This window comes from Streptococcus taoyuanensis, from assembly GCF_029589235.1.
Classification (GTDB): domain Bacteria; phylum Bacillota; class Bacilli; order Lactobacillales; family Streptococcaceae; genus Streptococcus; species Streptococcus taoyuanensis.
Window position 1 is genome coordinate 84754 of the sequence record NZ_JARQVW010000004.1, and the last position, 15594, is coordinate 100347.

At 41.1% G+C, this 15594-nt stretch carries 11 protein-coding genes; 6 read left to right on the plus strand and 5 right to left on the minus strand.

What is annotated here, in order from left to right; translation table 11 throughout:
• Window positions 1-18: 18 nt before the first annotated feature.
• The 3 genes from ppc to tpiA all read left to right on the plus strand — a co-directional run bounded on the left by ppc (window position 19) and on the right by tpiA (window position 5240).
• On the plus strand, window positions 19-2844 hold the full coding sequence (gene ppc / locus P5Y91_RS04615) for a phosphoenolpyruvate carboxylase (protein ID WP_070448794.1): 2826 nt from the start codon (window positions 19-21) through the stop codon (window positions 2842-2844).
• A gap of 277 nt (window positions 2845-3121) precedes the next feature.
• Entirely contained in the window at window positions 3122-4318 is a 1197-nt protein-coding gene (tuf, locus tag P5Y91_RS04620; protein WP_003008055.1) for an elongation factor Tu, read from the plus strand.
• Between the two features lie 163 nt (window positions 4319-4481).
• Window positions 4482-5240 carry a triose-phosphate isomerase gene (gene tpiA / locus P5Y91_RS04625; protein WP_118227966.1) on the plus strand — a complete coding sequence of 253 codons (759 nt, stop codon included), beginning with the start codon at window positions 4482-4484 and terminating at the stop codon, window positions 5238-5240.
• A gap of 278 nt (window positions 5241-5518) precedes the next feature.
• Here tpiA and P5Y91_RS04630 read toward each other — a convergent pair whose 3' ends face one another.
• The 4 genes from P5Y91_RS04630 to P5Y91_RS04645 are packed head-to-tail and all read right to left on the minus strand — an operon-like array spanning window position 5519 to window position 10082.
• A complete protein-coding gene (locus tag P5Y91_RS04630) occupies window positions 5519-6754 on the minus strand; it encodes an aminoacyltransferase (protein WP_277839051.1) in 1236 nt (411 codons plus the stop codon).
• Between the two features lie 6 nt (window positions 6755-6760).
• The gene (locus P5Y91_RS04635) at window positions 6761-7972 is read right to left on the minus strand and encodes an aminoacyltransferase (protein ID WP_277839052.1); all 1212 of its coding nucleotides are present in this window, start codon (window positions 7970-7972) and stop codon (window positions 6761-6763) included.
• A 3-nt stretch (window positions 7973-7975) separates the two neighbouring features.
• Entirely contained in the window at window positions 7976-8782 is an 807-nt protein-coding gene (yidA, locus tag P5Y91_RS04640; RefSeq protein ID WP_277839053.1) for a sugar-phosphatase, read from the minus strand.
• The gene (locus P5Y91_RS04645) at window positions 8772-10082 is read right to left on the minus strand and encodes an HD domain-containing protein (protein WP_013903868.1); all 1311 of its coding nucleotides are present in this window, start codon (window positions 10080-10082) and stop codon (window positions 8772-8774) included. Before P5Y91_RS04645 ends, yidA begins: the two co-directional genes overlap by 11 nt.
• A 115-nt stretch (window positions 10083-10197) precedes the next feature.
• Here P5Y91_RS04645 and P5Y91_RS04650 point away from each other — a divergent pair, with 115 nt between their 5' ends.
• From P5Y91_RS04650 to P5Y91_RS04660, 3 genes are all read left to right on the plus strand, one after another.
• On the plus strand, window positions 10198-10581 hold the full coding sequence (locus tag P5Y91_RS04650; RefSeq protein ID WP_049483366.1) for a YwiB family protein: 384 nt from the start codon (window positions 10198-10200) through the stop codon (window positions 10579-10581).
• A gap of 203 nt (window positions 10582-10784) precedes the next feature.
• Window positions 10785-13469 (plus strand): cation-translocating P-type ATPase, encoded by a 2685-nt coding sequence (locus P5Y91_RS04655; RefSeq protein WP_277839054.1) that lies wholly within the window; start codon window positions 10785-10787, stop codon window positions 13467-13469.
• Between the two features lie 121 nt (window positions 13470-13590).
• A complete protein-coding gene (locus tag P5Y91_RS04660) occupies window positions 13591-14259 on the plus strand; it encodes an MIP/aquaporin family protein (RefSeq protein ID WP_277839055.1) in 669 nt (222 codons plus the stop codon).
• A 309-nt stretch (window positions 14260-14568) separates the two neighbouring features.
• Here the strand turns inward: P5Y91_RS04660 and P5Y91_RS04665 are convergent, their stop codons facing one another.
• Window positions 14569-15426, minus strand: a complete 858-nt coding sequence (locus P5Y91_RS04665) for a metallophosphoesterase (RefSeq protein ID WP_277839056.1) — start codon at window positions 15424-15426, stop codon at window positions 14569-14571.
• Window positions 15427-15594 lie beyond the last annotated feature (168 nt).

A 15594-nucleotide genomic window follows, 5' to 3' on the forward strand; every position in this document is an offset into this window, starting at 1 on the left:
ATTCAAAAAGGAGAAAAAATGGTCTTACAAAAATTAGAGAACTTCACAAATAAAGATATTATCAAAGAAGAAGCCGAAATCTTAACCAATTTATTAGATGATATTACGAAAAATTTGGTTCGTCCGGAAACCTTTGATAAAATTAGGCAGTTGAAGGATCTATCAAAAACACAGAACTATCGTGAGTTGAATCAAATAGTGGAACAATTGACAAATGAAGAAATGACAGTGATTTCACGTTATTTTGCCATTTTGCCACTCTTGATTAACATCTCAGAAGATGTCGATTTGGCCTATGAAATCAATCATTTGAATAACGTGGATGGTGAATACCTCGGAAAACTTTCTTCAACCATCAAAGAAGTTGCGAAAAATGAAGATGCACAAGAAATTCTTGAAAATCTCAATATTGTACCTGTTTTAACAGCCCATCCAACTCAAGTGCAACGAAAAACCATGCTGGATCTAACCAATCATATTCATGCTCTTCTTCGTCAGCACCGGGATGTTAAAGCTGGTTTAATGAATGAGAATAAGTGGTATAACAACCTTCGTTGTAATATCGAAATCATGATGCAAACGGATATGATTCGTGACAAAAAATTGAAGGTTACTAATGAAATTACCAATGTCATGGAATATTACAATAGCTCTTTCTTACAAGCTGTTCCAAATCTTATGTTGGAATACAAACGCTTGGCAAAAGAGCATGGATTAGAGCTTGAACAACCACGTCCGATCACAATGGGCATGTGGATTGGGGGAGACCGGGACGGGAATCCGTTTGTAACAGCTGAGACCTTGAAGCGTTCAGCAACCATTCAAAGTGAAGTCATTTTGAACTATTACATCGAAAAAATTTCTAAATTATACCGTCATTTCTCCCTTTCAACGAGTCTTTCTAAAACAAGTGAAGCAGTAGCTGAAATGGCAGCCCTATCAAGTGATACATCTGTCTTTCGTGAAAAAGAACCTTACCGTCGAGCTTTCCACTATATCCAGTCAAAATTGATCCAGACTTTGGTCAATTTAAAAGAATGGACTATGGTTGGGGAAACTAGAGAAGATCGTTATGCTGTCGAGAGGTTATTAGGAGCGAATGCTCATCAACAAGGGCCAGTTTCTGATTATATCGGCAATCGTATCTCTGGGGCTCTAAAGAAAATTTCTGAGAAAGAAGCTCCAGCTTATGCATCAGCTCAAGAATTTAAAGAAGACCTTGAAAAGATCAAAGATTCCTTGTTAGAAAACAAATCAGAGTATTTAATTTCTGGTGAGTTTGCAGAACTTCTAGAAGCCATCGATGTTTTTGGATTCTATCTGGCCTCTATTGATATGCGCCAGGATTCGAGTGTGCATGAAGCCTGTGTGGCAGAATTGCTGAAATCAGCTGGAATTAATGACCATTATTCTGATTTATCAGAGGATGAAAAGTGTCAAGTTCTCTTGAAAGAACTTTTAGAAGACCCACGTATTTTATCAGCAACCCATGCTGAAAAATCTGAACTGCTTGAAAAAGAATTAGCGATTTTCCAAACGGCCCGTGAATTGAAGGATCGTTTAGGAGAAGAAGTCATTCGTCAAAACATCATTTCTCATGCAACCAGTGTGTCAGATATGTTGGAATTGGCTGTGATGTTGAAAGAAGTAGGCTTAGTCGATACGGAAAAAGCTCGCGTTCAAATCGTACCGTTGTTTGAAACGATCGAAGATTTGGATCATTCAGAAGAAACCATGAGAAGTTACTTGTCTCTTCCGATTGCCAAACGTTGGATTGCTTCTAAGAACAACTACCAAGAGATTATGTTAGGATACTCTGATTCCAACAAAGATGGTGGATACTTGTCTTCATGCTGGACCCTCTTTAAAGCCCAACAACAATTGACCGCTATCGGAGATGAGTTTGGAGTGAAGATTACCTTCTTCCATGGTCGTGGTGGGACTGTTGGCCGTGGTGGGGGTCCTACTTATGAAGCCATCACGTCTCAACCGTTGAAATCCATTAATGACCGTATCCGTTTAACTGAGCAAGGAGAAGTGATTGGCAATAAATATGGAAATAAAGATGCTGCCTACTACAACCTTGAGATGCTCGTCTCTGCAACCATTAACCGAATGATTGCTGAACAAAAGAGTCCATTCTCTATGTTTGATCGTTTCGGGGAAGTCATGGATAAAGTCGTGAATCGCAGTTACGATATCTATCGTGATTTGGTCTTTGGAAATGAGCACTTCTATGATTACTTCTTTGAATCAAGTCCGATTAAAGCAATTTCAAGTTTTAATATTGGTTCACGTCCAGCTGCTCGTAAGACCATTACAGAAATTGGTGGTTTGCGTGCTATTCCTTGGGTCTTCTCTTGGTCACAAAGTCGGGTGATGTTCCCTGGTTGGTACGGAGTAGGTTCTAGCTTTAAGGAATTTATCGATGAGGATCCTGAGAATATCGAAACCCTTCGATACATGTATAAAAACTGGCCTTTCTTCCAATCTCTCTTGTCAAATGTGGACATGGTCTTATCCAAAGCTAATATGGATATTGCCTTTGAGTACGCGCAATTGTGTGAAGAAGAAGAAGTTCGCAATATCTATCAGATTATCTTACATGAATGGCAATTGACCAAGGACATCATCTTGATGATTGAGGAACAAGACGAGTTGCTCGCTGAAAATCCTTATTTGAAAGAAAGTTTGGACTATCGGATGCCATACTTTAACGTCTTGAACTATATTCAGTTAGAATTGATTCGACGTCAACGGACTGGACAACTACCAGCCGATCAAGACAAGCTGATCCATATTACGATCAATGGAGTGGCTACAGGATTACGAAATTCAGGCTAAAAAATCGGAACATTGTTCCGATTTTTTTAGTCCCTGATATTAAAGGACCAAAAGGTATGTAATGGCTTAAATAGAAGATTTAAAATGAGAATTTTCAAAGCTAGATCAGGATCTTTCAGCAAGCTGATAAAATAAAAGAAAAGAAGAGGAATAATTAAGAAAATATAGGTAAAAGGCTTGCAATTTTATCTAAAATTCGATAGAATAGTAAGGAAAGTTAGACTGTATTGCCTACTGTCTATCTATAAAATATATTTTATTGGAGGCTTTTACTCAAATGGCAAAAGAAAAATACGATCGTAGTAAACCGCACGTTAACATCGGTACAATCGGACACGTTGACCACGGTAAAACTACCCTAACTGCAGCAATCACAACTGTTTTGGCACGTCGCTTGCCTTCATCAGTTAACCAACCTAAAGACTATGCGTCTATCGATGCTGCTCCAGAAGAACGCGAACGCGGTATCACCATCAACACTGCACACGTTGAGTACGAAACTGCTAAACGTCACTACGCTCACATCGACGCTCCAGGACACGCGGACTACGTTAAAAACATGATCACTGGTGCCGCTCAAATGGACGGAGCTATCCTTGTAGTAGCTTCAACTGACGGACCAATGCCACAAACACGTGAACACATCCTTCTTTCACGTCAGGTTGGTGTTAAACACTTGATCGTCTTCATGAACAAAGTTGACTTGGTTGACGATGAAGAATTGCTTGAATTGGTTGAAATGGAAATCCGTGACCTTCTTTCAGAATACGATTTCCCAGGTGATGACCTTCCAGTTATCCAAGGTTCAGCTCTTAAAGCTCTTGAAGGTGACTCTAAATATGAAGACATCATCATGGAATTGATGGATACTGTTGATGAGTACATCCCAGAACCAGAACGCGATACTGACAAACCATTGCTTCTTCCAGTCGAAGACGTATTCTCAATCACTGGACGTGGTACAGTTGCTTCAGGACGTATCGACCGTGGTGTTGTTCGTGTCAACGACGAAATCGAAATCGTTGGTATCAAAGACGAAATCCAAAAAGCAGTTGTTACTGGTGTTGAAATGTTCCGTAAACAACTTGACGAAGGTCTTGCAGGGGATAACGTTGGTGTGCTTCTTCGTGGTATCCAACGTGATGAAATCGAACGTGGACAAGTTATCGCTAAACCAGGTTCAATCAACCCACACACTAAATTCAAAGGTGAAGTTTACATCCTTACTAAAGAAGAAGGTGGACGTCATACTCCATTCTTCAACAACTACCGTCCACAGTTCTACTTCCGTACAACTGACGTAACTGGATCTATCGAACTTCCAGCTGGAACTGAAATGGTAATGCCTGGTGATAACGTGACTATCGACGTTGAGTTGATCCACCCAATCGCCGTTGAACAAGGTACTACATTCTCAATCCGTGAAGGTGGACGTACTGTTGGTTCAGGTATGGTTACTGAAATCGAAGCTTAATTCGATCTAGTTCCCAGATTAACAATTATATAGACAGACAGAAAACCCTGTGAAGACGGGGTTTTTATTTTGGTAAAAAGTAAAATGAGCTTGTGCAACCTTTCATTATGACGAAAATTATGGTAAAATAGTAGTATAAAATTAGAAAAAAGAGGTATGTGAAATGTCACGTAAACCATTTATCGCTGGTAACTGGAAAATGAACAAAAATCCAGAAGAAGCAAAAGCATTCGTTGAAGCTGTAGCATCAAAACTTCCTTCAGCTGACCTTGTTGAAGCTGGTATCGCAGCTCCTGCAGTTGACTTGACAGCTGTACTTGCTGCTGCTAAAGGTTCAAACCTTAAAGTTGCTGCCCAAAACTGCTACTTTGAAAATGCAGGTGCTTTCACAGGTGAAACTAGCCCACAAGTTTTGAAAGAAATCGGTACTGACTACGTTGTTATCGGTCACTCAGAACGTCGTGACTACTTCCACGAAACTGATGAAGATATCAACAAAAAAGCAAAAGCAATTTTTGCGAACGGTATGCTTCCAATCATCTGTTGTGGTGAAAGCCTTGAAACTTACGAAGCTGGTAAAGCAGCAGAATTCGTAGGGGCTCAAGTTTCAGCTGCTCTTGCTGGATTGACTGCAGAACAAGTCGCTTCAACAGTTATCGCATACGAACCAATCTGGGCGATCGGTACTGGTAAATCAGCTTCACAAGACGACGCACAAAAAATGTGTAAAGTTGTTCGTGACGTTGTAGCTGCTGACTTTGGTCAAGAAGTGGCTGACAAAGTACGTGTTCAATACGGTGGTTCAGTGAAACCTGAAAACGTTGCTGAATACATGGCTTGTCCAGACGTTGATGGAGCTCTTGTAGGTGGTGCATCACTTGATCCAGAAAGCTTCTTGGCATTGCTTGACTTTGTTAAATAATGACATATAAAAAGGCGAGAGATTTCTCGTCTTTTTTTATAGTAGAAAAAGGCTGGGCAAAAACTGTCCAGCCTTTGATGTTTGATAGGAGAAAGTGTAAGACGCAGTGGTTGATTGGCATCTTTGTTCGCCTTTTAAGCTCTAAAGATGACCTAATGAGGGAAACAAAGTTTCCTTTATCCACAACCTTCAACAGTCTCCCAGACTGTTGAAGCTATGCGGGGGTGGGAAGACGAACTCTTTTTAACTTGTCGGAGTTCTTTCCCACTCCCTTTGAGTTAGGAACGTCCTAATAGTTTCTTAATGAGAGAAATCATTTTGTATTTCAGAGGATTTGGGTAATAACGGAAGGTCCCCATCTTACGGACGATGTAGCCGTTGAAGTTTTGTTTGAAACGAAGAACACCGTCTGACCCGTCAAAGATTCCTTGAATACCGAGGAAGTTATATCTTGGGATACCACGTTTGATGGTTTCAAGCATCATATATTCTTGGAGAACAGCAGGAGCATAGAACTTATTAAATTCTGTATAAGAGCCACTGAATAAATAGGTGGATTCTTGTGGCATATAGACGAAGAGGCTACCTGCAAGAATGACGTCTTGATCTCCATATTTTTCAATATATTCTTTTGCGTCCTTCTTTCTCACCTCAAAGGTATCAAACTGGCTAGAGAATTCACGAAGTTGATTTTGTTTTTTCTCTGAATTGGGGTTGCCTTCAAGATCCTTCTGTAATTTCTCAATCTTCTGAGCTAGTTTTCCTTGGTCTTTTTCAAGATTCGTGTAGTAATGGTGGAAGTTCAGCGTTGCGATCATGAAATCTGCTTTGTCGCCAAAACTGTCATAGAAAGTTTGGTAATAATCCAAGGTCTTATCCTGATAGTCGCGACGGTCACTGGTAGAAGAAGTAATATCCTTAAAGAGTTGCAGTTCATCTCGGTTTAATCGTTTCAGTTCAATACCGAAAGATTTGGCTTTTTTGACAAGTGGCTTTCCTTTTTTGCTGAAGCTCTTGAGAAGATTTTTTTCGGTGATGCCCTCCATATCTTTCACATAATGCCAATCACCTTCTCCACCTGGATAACCTGTTGTTAAACCATCATGCTGATAGCCCAAATTTTTTAGGGTATCCATGAAATGGGTTTGCTCTTCACTGGTTGGATTGCCGTCACTGTCAAAGGTTTGATAGGTATCATAGGGCTTAATAACGAGTTCAATAGCCCCATTTTCTTTCGCATAGTCTTTTAAGGCTGCATAGAAGGGTTCTAGCATAGCCTCCTCTTGGTAAAGGGGGCCAGAATTGATTTCCATATGGAGACCACCTGTCATAGGAAGACTGTACAAGATTGCTGCCACTCGGACTTGATTTTCTTGTTTCCAAGCGATAAATTGGACCGTGTTTCCTCGCTTTTCAAGCAGATCTGCCATTTCAGCAGACTGGATAAAAGAGCGATGGGAAACAGTATTTGCAAATGAGGTAAATTCTTCTTTTGAAATTGTCGTAAGAGTCATGTAACTTTATTTACTCCTTAATTTTTTCCGGATCTTGTAGACTTTGTTTACAAGTGGATAAAGTGGACTGGTTGGGAGGTTGAATTCCCCAACAAATTCTTCAATGACAGGATTAAATTTTGATTTGAAATGATAGAGACCACCATCGAGTGAATTTTCAATGCCCCCCATATTTTGCCAAGAAGCACCACGGTCGAAAGCGTGTTGGGCAGTTTCATACCAGGTGAGGATAGCAGGTTGGTAACGGCGGAATTCTTCATCCATCCCTGCATAAACATTTTCAGATGTCCCACCGAATTCAAGGGTTAAGGTCCCAGATAAAGGAACAACCTGTCTACCTGCTTGGAGATGCTGCTCAAGAAATTGCAGTTCTTCCTCTATCCGCTCTTTTTCTTTTTGGTTATTCTCAACCTTGCTAGGCTTTGTTTTTTCTGTGAATTTTTCAGCCTCTGCCTTGTTTTTTTCAAGATCTTTTATAAGGGAGCTTTTGCGTTTCTCGAGATCTAGCGTAGACAAAGTAATGTAGGATTGTCCTGGGTAGGTAGTGAGCAGTTTTTCGTAGTAGTCTTTTCCACGTAAGTGAATGCTTTTACGAGCCTCAGTCTTTTTCATGAGAGAAGCAAAGTCCTCCAACAATTCAGTCCCGCCAAATTGGACTTGGATCCCTTTGTTTCGAGCAGTTCGGATGGCTTGTCGAGTAGATTTTGAAAGATCTTGCTCAGTGAAAAACTCTTTGTGGATATTTGCTTGAAAGCGTGGTTGGATATTTTCTGCCATATCACTGGTTCGGCCAGTCCATTCAACCCCTTCTTTAGTTAAGGTGTCGATGACCGCTTGTACATCAGTGGTTTCCGTATTTTCTTGTCCAATCAAGTGTTTACTCAAGAAAAGACTTGGATCAAATTTCACAAACAAGGCCTTGTATTGTTTGGCTATCTTTTTAAGGGACTGGATCACAAATGAAACCAGCTCTTTGTTTTGGTAATCCATGATTGGGCCTCGAGGAATGTAGAGCATGGAAAAGCCAAGTGGCAGGGGTTGAATCAAGATGCTAGCAACAGCGACTAATTGGTCTTCTTGATAAAAACCAACCCGTTCATTTCCCCAATTATCTTTGATTTTTGCCCATGAGCTGCTTTGTAAGAGATTGGTTTGGTCACTCTGAATAACAAAGTCGTCATGCTCACTAGCAGAAATTCCTAGCTGGTAATGGTACATTTCTTATAATACCCACTTTCTAATGGCGTATGCAACGCCAGATTCATCATTTGATTTGGTAATAGTTGTAGCAATTTTTTTAAGAGCTGGATTGCCATTTTCCATAACGACAGCATGTCCCACGACTTCTAGCATGGAACGGTCATTTTCTTCATCTCCGATAGCCATGGTTTCATCTTGCTGGATTCCAAGTCGTTCAGCTAGATGAAGAAGGGCAGCTCCCTTATTGGTTGTTTTCCCTAGAATTTCTAAATAAAAAGGGGCTGATTTGACCATAGTGAAGCGATCCTTAAATTCTTTAGGGATTTTTGCAATCGCATCATCCAGAATGTCTGGTTCATCGATATACATGGCCTTGACAAATTCTTTCTCACGAACTTCTTCAGGCGTCCGGTAATAAAGGGGCATATTGACCAGTTGAGATTCATGAATGGTGTAGCGTCCGATATCGCGATTGCTGGTATAGATGCCGTCTTTAGTAATCACATGAGAGTGGATTTGGAGTTTGTTAGCAAGAGACTCGATATCGAGATAGTCCTCATAATGTAAAAGGTCTTTGATGAGTTCTTTTCCAGTAGCAGTTTCTTGCACCAGACCGCCATTAAAGGTAATGACATAGTCTCCAGGATCCATCAAATGGAGTTCTTTTAAAAGTTTTGAGACCCCTGCGATAGGACGACCGGTTGTGATCACGATTTTAACGCCTGCGGCTTTAGCATCTTGAATTGCTTCAAATACGGAAGGTGTGATCTCTTTTTTTGAATTGAGGAGTGTACCATCGATATCGATCGCAACTAATTTAATGGACATCCGTCTCTCCTGTAAAATAATCATTGGTAATGTAAGAAGTGAATTCTTCTACTTGCTTACTGAAAAGTCCATTAACCTCCAGCATTTCTTTGGGGAAATAGAAGCGGTTGTCCCCATAGCGAGTTCCTGCTAAAGCAGCGACGAGTGGAGACAACTGAGACAATTCAGCGAGACTCCCATCTTTTCGGATCATCTCGATCTGGGTCCGTGGTTTTTCAAGCTCTGGTCGATAAATATCGTAAGGCAGGTCAAAATTTTGATGAATAGCTGTGTAGTAGGTTGGATTAAAGCCAACCTCTTTAATCAGTTTTTCAAGGATTGCTAAGTCTTTCCGCTTATCTTCTGTAAATAGAATCGACTTAAAGACTTTCCGATTGATATAGCGCTGAGCAAGATCAGACAGGATGGTATCCGGGCTATCCATCCAGACTTGGAAATAGGTATTCATCACACCGTCATCTAGATTTAGGTAGTCTTGAATGGTGACCTCTTCTTCAAAAAATGGAATCAAGCGAGGTGAAGTCAGTTGAAAATACTCTTTCTGATCTGGATAAATGGTTCTAGCGCGCTTGAGTAGATTTTGAAGGAGGACTTCCATGGCACGAGTAGCCGGGTGGAAGTAGACCTGCATATACATTTGGTAACGGCTGACCACGTAATCCTCGACAGCATGCATGCCATTTTGTTGGAAGGCAATGCCATTTTCAATCGGTCGAATGACGCGCAAAATACGGGTCAAGTCAAATTTTCCATAGGAAGCACCCGTAAAGTAGGCATCCCGCAGTAAATAATCCATTCGGTCCACATCAATTTGACTAGAAATCAATTGCACCACTTGTTTATTGGGATAGGTATGATCAATGACGCTGGCAACACGATTTGGGAAATCAGGTGCCACTTGTAAGAGGATCTGATTGACCTCCGTCTCTGGACTGGTGATGATCAGCTGGGTCATTTTTTCATGATCGGTCCCAAAGAGTCCTTCGAAGGTATGAGAATAGGCACCATGTCCGATGTCATGAAGAAGAGCGGCTGTCATGGTCAGTAAGTTTTCATCAGAGTTCCATTGCTCTGCATACTTTTCCTCAAAAATGGACAGAATGCGTCTTGAAATTTCATAGGCGCCAAGACAGTGAGAAAAACGACTATGCTCCCCACCGTGGAAGGTAAAACCAGATGTCCCCAGTTGTTTGATGCGGCGTAGTCGTTGAAATTCTTTACTATTAATTAATTGATAAATGATGGGATGATCCACATGAACGTAATCATGCACGGGATCGCGAAAGACTTTTTCATTCATGGGTCTATTATAGCAAAAAAAAGCCTATTTTGCGATATAGAGGCTAATAGGGGCAGTCAAAATGCGTAAAATTTGATAGAATAGTAAGGCAAGAAAAGAAGAGAAGGAGACAAAGATGCAGATTCGCATTCAAAATACCATTCGATTTGGAGAAGAAATGGAAATTGTTGATCAGTACTATCAAGGTGAATGGAAGGAAAAAGCAGGTTTTCAATATCTCTTGTATACCAATGAAGAAGATGAAAAGGTTGCTTTGAAATTTTCCAATGATGAATTGGTGATGACACGATTCTCAAGTCCTAAATCCATCATGCGTTTCTACAAAAATGAAGATGGTGGGGCAATCATCCCAACTCCGATGGGCATTCAGCAGTTTTTGATTACAACAGACCTCTTTCAATTAGAAGCAGGTCATTTGAAAGTCTCTTATCGCTTGTTAACTCTCGATGGAGAACAGGAATTTGCTAATTATCAATTACTGGTGGAATGGGAAGAATAGACCTCATTAAATTATTAGAGATCCCGCTTGCTTTATTCTATAAAAATGGTATAATAAAACCACTCAAGGGAGTAGCTGGCGGTTTTCCGCGATAGTGTCGTCATTACGAATTATTTCCGGCACTATATTAAACAGCGAGACTTGTTTTTTTAAAAAACAGGTCTCTTTTTTTGTAAAAAGAGGCCAAAAAGGAGGAGACTGTTTTGTCAAAAGAACAAAATAAAGATTTGTTTTACACGCAATCTTCTGAGGAAGTCCTAAAGAACTTGGATTCATCTGTCGAAGGTTTGTCAACCGCCCAGGCTCAAGAACGCTTAGCGAATTATGGTCGTAATGAGTTGGAAGAGGGTGAAAAACGTAGCCTACTAGCTAAATTCCTTGATCAATTTAAGGATTTGATGATTATCATCTTGCTTGTGGCAGCGGCACTTTCTGTGATTACAGAAGGAATGGACGGTCTAACGGATGCCATGATCATCTTGGCCGTTGTTGTCTTGAATGCTGCCTTTGGGGTTTACCAAGAAGGGCAAGCAGAAGCAGCCATTGAAGCTCTGAAAAATATGTCTAGCCCCATGGCTCGTGTTCGTCGTGATGGCCATGTTATTGAGATTGACTCAAAAGAATTGGTACCCGGAGATATCGTCTTGCTTGAAGCGGGAGATGTCGTGCCTGCAGATATGCGTTTGTTTGAAGCAGCTTCTCTTAAAATTGAAGAAGCAGCTCTTACAGGGGAGTCTGTGCCAGTTGAAAAAGATGTGACAGGACTTGTTGAAGCAGATGCTGGTATCGGAGACCGTGTCAATATGGGTTACCAAAACTCAAATGTAACTTATGGTCGTGGTATTGGTGTCGTAACAAACACTGGTATGTATACAGAAGTTGGTAAGATTGCAGATATGTTGGCTAATGCCGATGAGACTGAAACACCATTGAAGCAAAGCTTGGAACAATTATCTAAAGCCTTGACTTACTTAATTGTTGTGATTGCGGTCATTACTTTCTTAGTTGGTGTCTTCGTTCGTGGAGAGCATCCATTAGAAGGCTTGATGGTTGCGGTAGCCCTTGCGGTTGCGGCCATTCCAGAAGGACTTCCTGCCATTGTAACTATCGTTCTATCTTTGGGAACTACAACCCTTGCCAAACGCAATTCGATTGTTCGTAAATTACCAGCGGTTGAAACTCTTGGTTCAACAGAAATCATCGCATCTGATAAAACAGGTACTTTGACTATGAACCAAATGACTGTTGAGAAGGTCTACACCAACGGTCAATTGCAAAGCTCAGCAGCTGAGATTGCTGCTAGCAACAATACCCTTCGTATCATGAACTTTGCCAATGATACTAAGGTGGACCCATCTGGCAAGTTGATTGGGGACCCAACAGAGACTGCTTTGGTACAGTTTGGTTTGGATCACAATTTTGATGTTCGCGAAATTTTGAAGGATGAGCCACGTGTGGCAGAATTGCCATTTGACTCTGACCGTAAGCTTATGTCTACTATCCATAAGGAAGCAGACGGTTCTTACTTTATCGCTGTCAAGGGGGCTCCTGACCAATTGCTCAAACGTGTGACACGTATTGAAGTCAATGGGGAAGTTCGTCCTATCACAGATGAAGATAAGAAAGCTATCCTTGCTACCAACAAAGACTTGGCTAAACAAGCCCTTCGTGTCTTGATGATGGCTTATAAGACAAGCAACGAAATCCCTACCTTGGAATCTGAAATTGTTGAGTCTGACCTGATCTTCTCTGGTTTGGTCGGCATGATTGACCCTGAGCGTCCAGAAGCAGCAGAAGCTGTTCGTGTCGCTAAGGAAGCAGGTATCCGTCCAATCATGATCACGGGTGACCACCAAGATACAGCTGAAGCCATTGCCAAACGTCTCGGTATCATCGATCCAAATGACACAGAAGATCACGTCTTTACAGGAGCTGAGTTGAATGAACTCTCTGATGAAGAATTCCAAAAGGTCTTCAAACAATACTCTGTTTATGCGCGTGTATCACCTGAACACAAGGTTCGGATCGTAAAAGCATGGCAAAAAGAAGGTAAAGTTGTTGCCATGACAGGGGATGGGGTCAACGATGCACCATCACTTAAGACAGCTGATATCGGTATCGGTATGGGGATCACTGGTACAGAAGTTTCTAAGGGAGCTTCAGACATGGTCCTTGCAGATGATAACTTTGCAACCATTATCGTAGCGGTAGAAGAAGGACGTAAGGTCTTCTCAAATATCCAAAAATCTATCCAATACCTCTTGTCTGCCAATATGGCTGAAGTCTTCACCATCTTCTTTGCAACCCTCTTTGGATGGGATGTTCTTCAACCAGTACATCTTCTCTGGATTAACCTGGTTACCGATACTCTTCCAGCCATCGCTCTTGGTGTGGAACCAGCTGAGCCAGGTGTCATGACCCACAAACCTCGTGGACGTAAATCCAACTTCTTTGATGGCGGAGTCTTCGGAGCTATTCTTTATCAAGGTGTCTTCCAAACCATGCTGGTTCTTGGTGTTTATGGCTGGGCCATACTCTATCCAGAACATGCGACTCGTGCCGAAATCCATGCAGATGCTTTGACTATGGCTTTTGCAACTCTTGGTTTGATCCAATTGCTCCATGCCTTTAACGTTAAATCGGTTTACCAATCGATCTTTAAAGTGGGACTCTTCAAGAACAAGACCTTTAACTGGTCGATTCCAGTTGCCTTTGTTCTCTTGATGGCGACCATCATTGTCCCTGGATTTAACAAACTCTTCCATGTCTCTCATTTGAGTTTGACACAATGGTTAGCAGTTATGATTGGTTCGCTCTTGATTGTTGTTCTCGTTGAGATTGTTAAAGCCGTTCAACGTGCACTTGGAAAAGATAAAAACGCCATTTAAGCATAAAAAAAGTCATCTTCGGATGGCTTTTTTTGCGTGCAAAATAGACTGGGCATATTTCTTGAGGTACGTATGGATTTTTGATAAACTAGTCAACAGTTTGAAGAAAGGAAACTTAGTTATGAAAAAGTTTTTTGCTGAAGTAATCGGCACATTTATGCTTGTCTTTATCGGGACTGGCGCAGTTGTTTTTGGAAATGGAACAGAAGGTCTGGGACATTTAGGAATTGCCTTGGCATTCGGTTTATCCATTGTTGCAGCAGCTTACTCAATTGGGACTGTTTCAGGTGCCCACTTGAACCCGGCTGTTTCGATTGCCATGTTTGTGAACAAACGCTTGTCTTCAAAGGACTTGGTTAATTATATTGCAGCGCAAGTAGTGGGTGCGGTTCTCGCATCTGCAACAGTACTCTTCCTCTTGTCAAATTCAGGTATGTCAACAGCTAGTCTTGGTGAAAATGCCCTAGCGAAGGGTGTGACTCCATTTGGCGGTTTCTTGTTTGAAGTGATTGCGTCCTTTATCTTTATCTTAGTCATCATGACAGTGACATCAGCTACCAAAGGTAATGGGAAAATCGCTGGTCTTGTGATCGGTTTGAGCTTGACTTTGATTATTCTTGTTGGTTTGAACATTACAGGACTTTCTGTTAACCCAGCTCGTAGCTTGGCACCTGCCCTTTTTGTTGGTGGTGCGGCTCTTCAACAAATTTGGATCTTTATCTTGGCTCCAATTGTCGGTGGTGTTCTGGCTGCAGTCGTTGCAAAAAATCTCTTGGATACAGAAGAGTAAAAAAATTGGTTCCGAAAGAACCAATTCAGATTGAAAACAAAGTCATATAAAAAACTTTCCTTAGGTGAGTACGGACGTCAGCGAACTTCTTCGAAGTTCAATGACTAATTATTGAGCCTAGGGTCTCAATAATTCCGAGTGCCTGAAATGTTATTGTTTCAGGCACTTTTCTCACAGCGGAAAGTTTCGGTATTTTCTCGATCGATTTAAAAATTGGAACTTATTTATTTTTTTGCAGAATCGCTTAACTTATTTTACTTTAAAATAGTTTGTCTACATTCTAAATTGGTTCCGAAGGAACCAATTTTTTTATAGTTTAAGGATCGTCATGGCTTGAGAAAATTCATGAGCGAGCTGTTTTTTCTTGTATGCTTTAAATTCGGGGAGGTCTTTGATTCTGCGATAGCGTTTGTAAGGATCGTATCGTTTTGGAAAATCATATTCAGGAAAAGCTTCGAAAAATTGTTTGCAGAGCTCCCATTCTCGGACATAGCCTAATGGTCTGGCATGATAGGTGATGGTGTCAATCGTTGTCGCTGGCATTCGGTGGTGGCTATGACCAAAAATCACCTCTCTGACAGGATATTGTCTAAAGAGCTCATGAAAGGCTTGGCTCCCTAGAAAAGCATTAAAGCGTTCAAAATAAGGGTGGCGCAGGAGAAACTGACTATGAGGAACAAAGTGCATGGCGATGATCAGGGGTTGGTCTACTCGCATGAGCTCTTGTTCCAGCTCTTGCAACAGACGTTGGGTAATGGCTGGATCAGATCCCATTCGTTGGAGGCGTCTATCAAACCAAAACAGATTCTTAGTTTGAAGATGTTTTTGGGGAGAGATGGTAGGAACAAAGCTGTAGTCATACCAGCCCGAAAAGGCAAGAAGCGTATGATTGGAGAAGGGAATCTTTTGAAATTCAAAAGGTCTCATGGCTTCTTCTGATAGGCCCAGCATATCATGATTTCCTAGGCTAAAGGTCACTGGAAGGTGACATTGAAGTTGGTCTAAAAATTCCTGTGAGGTCTTTTCAAAGCCGTTGGCAATATCTCCTGCAATATGGAGATGTTGAATTTTTTTGTCCTTGAAAAGAGTGATCAGGGTCTCTATTTCGTCTTTGCCGAAGTTGTTTGAATCAATATGTAAATCGGACATAAAAGCTACTGTTGTCATGCTACCAGTCTAGCATAAGAGGATCTTTTTTTCTAACAATTAGGTTACAAAGAAATAGAAAAATACTGAAAAAAAGCTGGCTTGGCAGTGGTCAACCAGCAGATCCAATATTGGAAGGTGGGCAAATAGTGAAGGTTATGATATAATAGACTAGATACATAGAAAGAG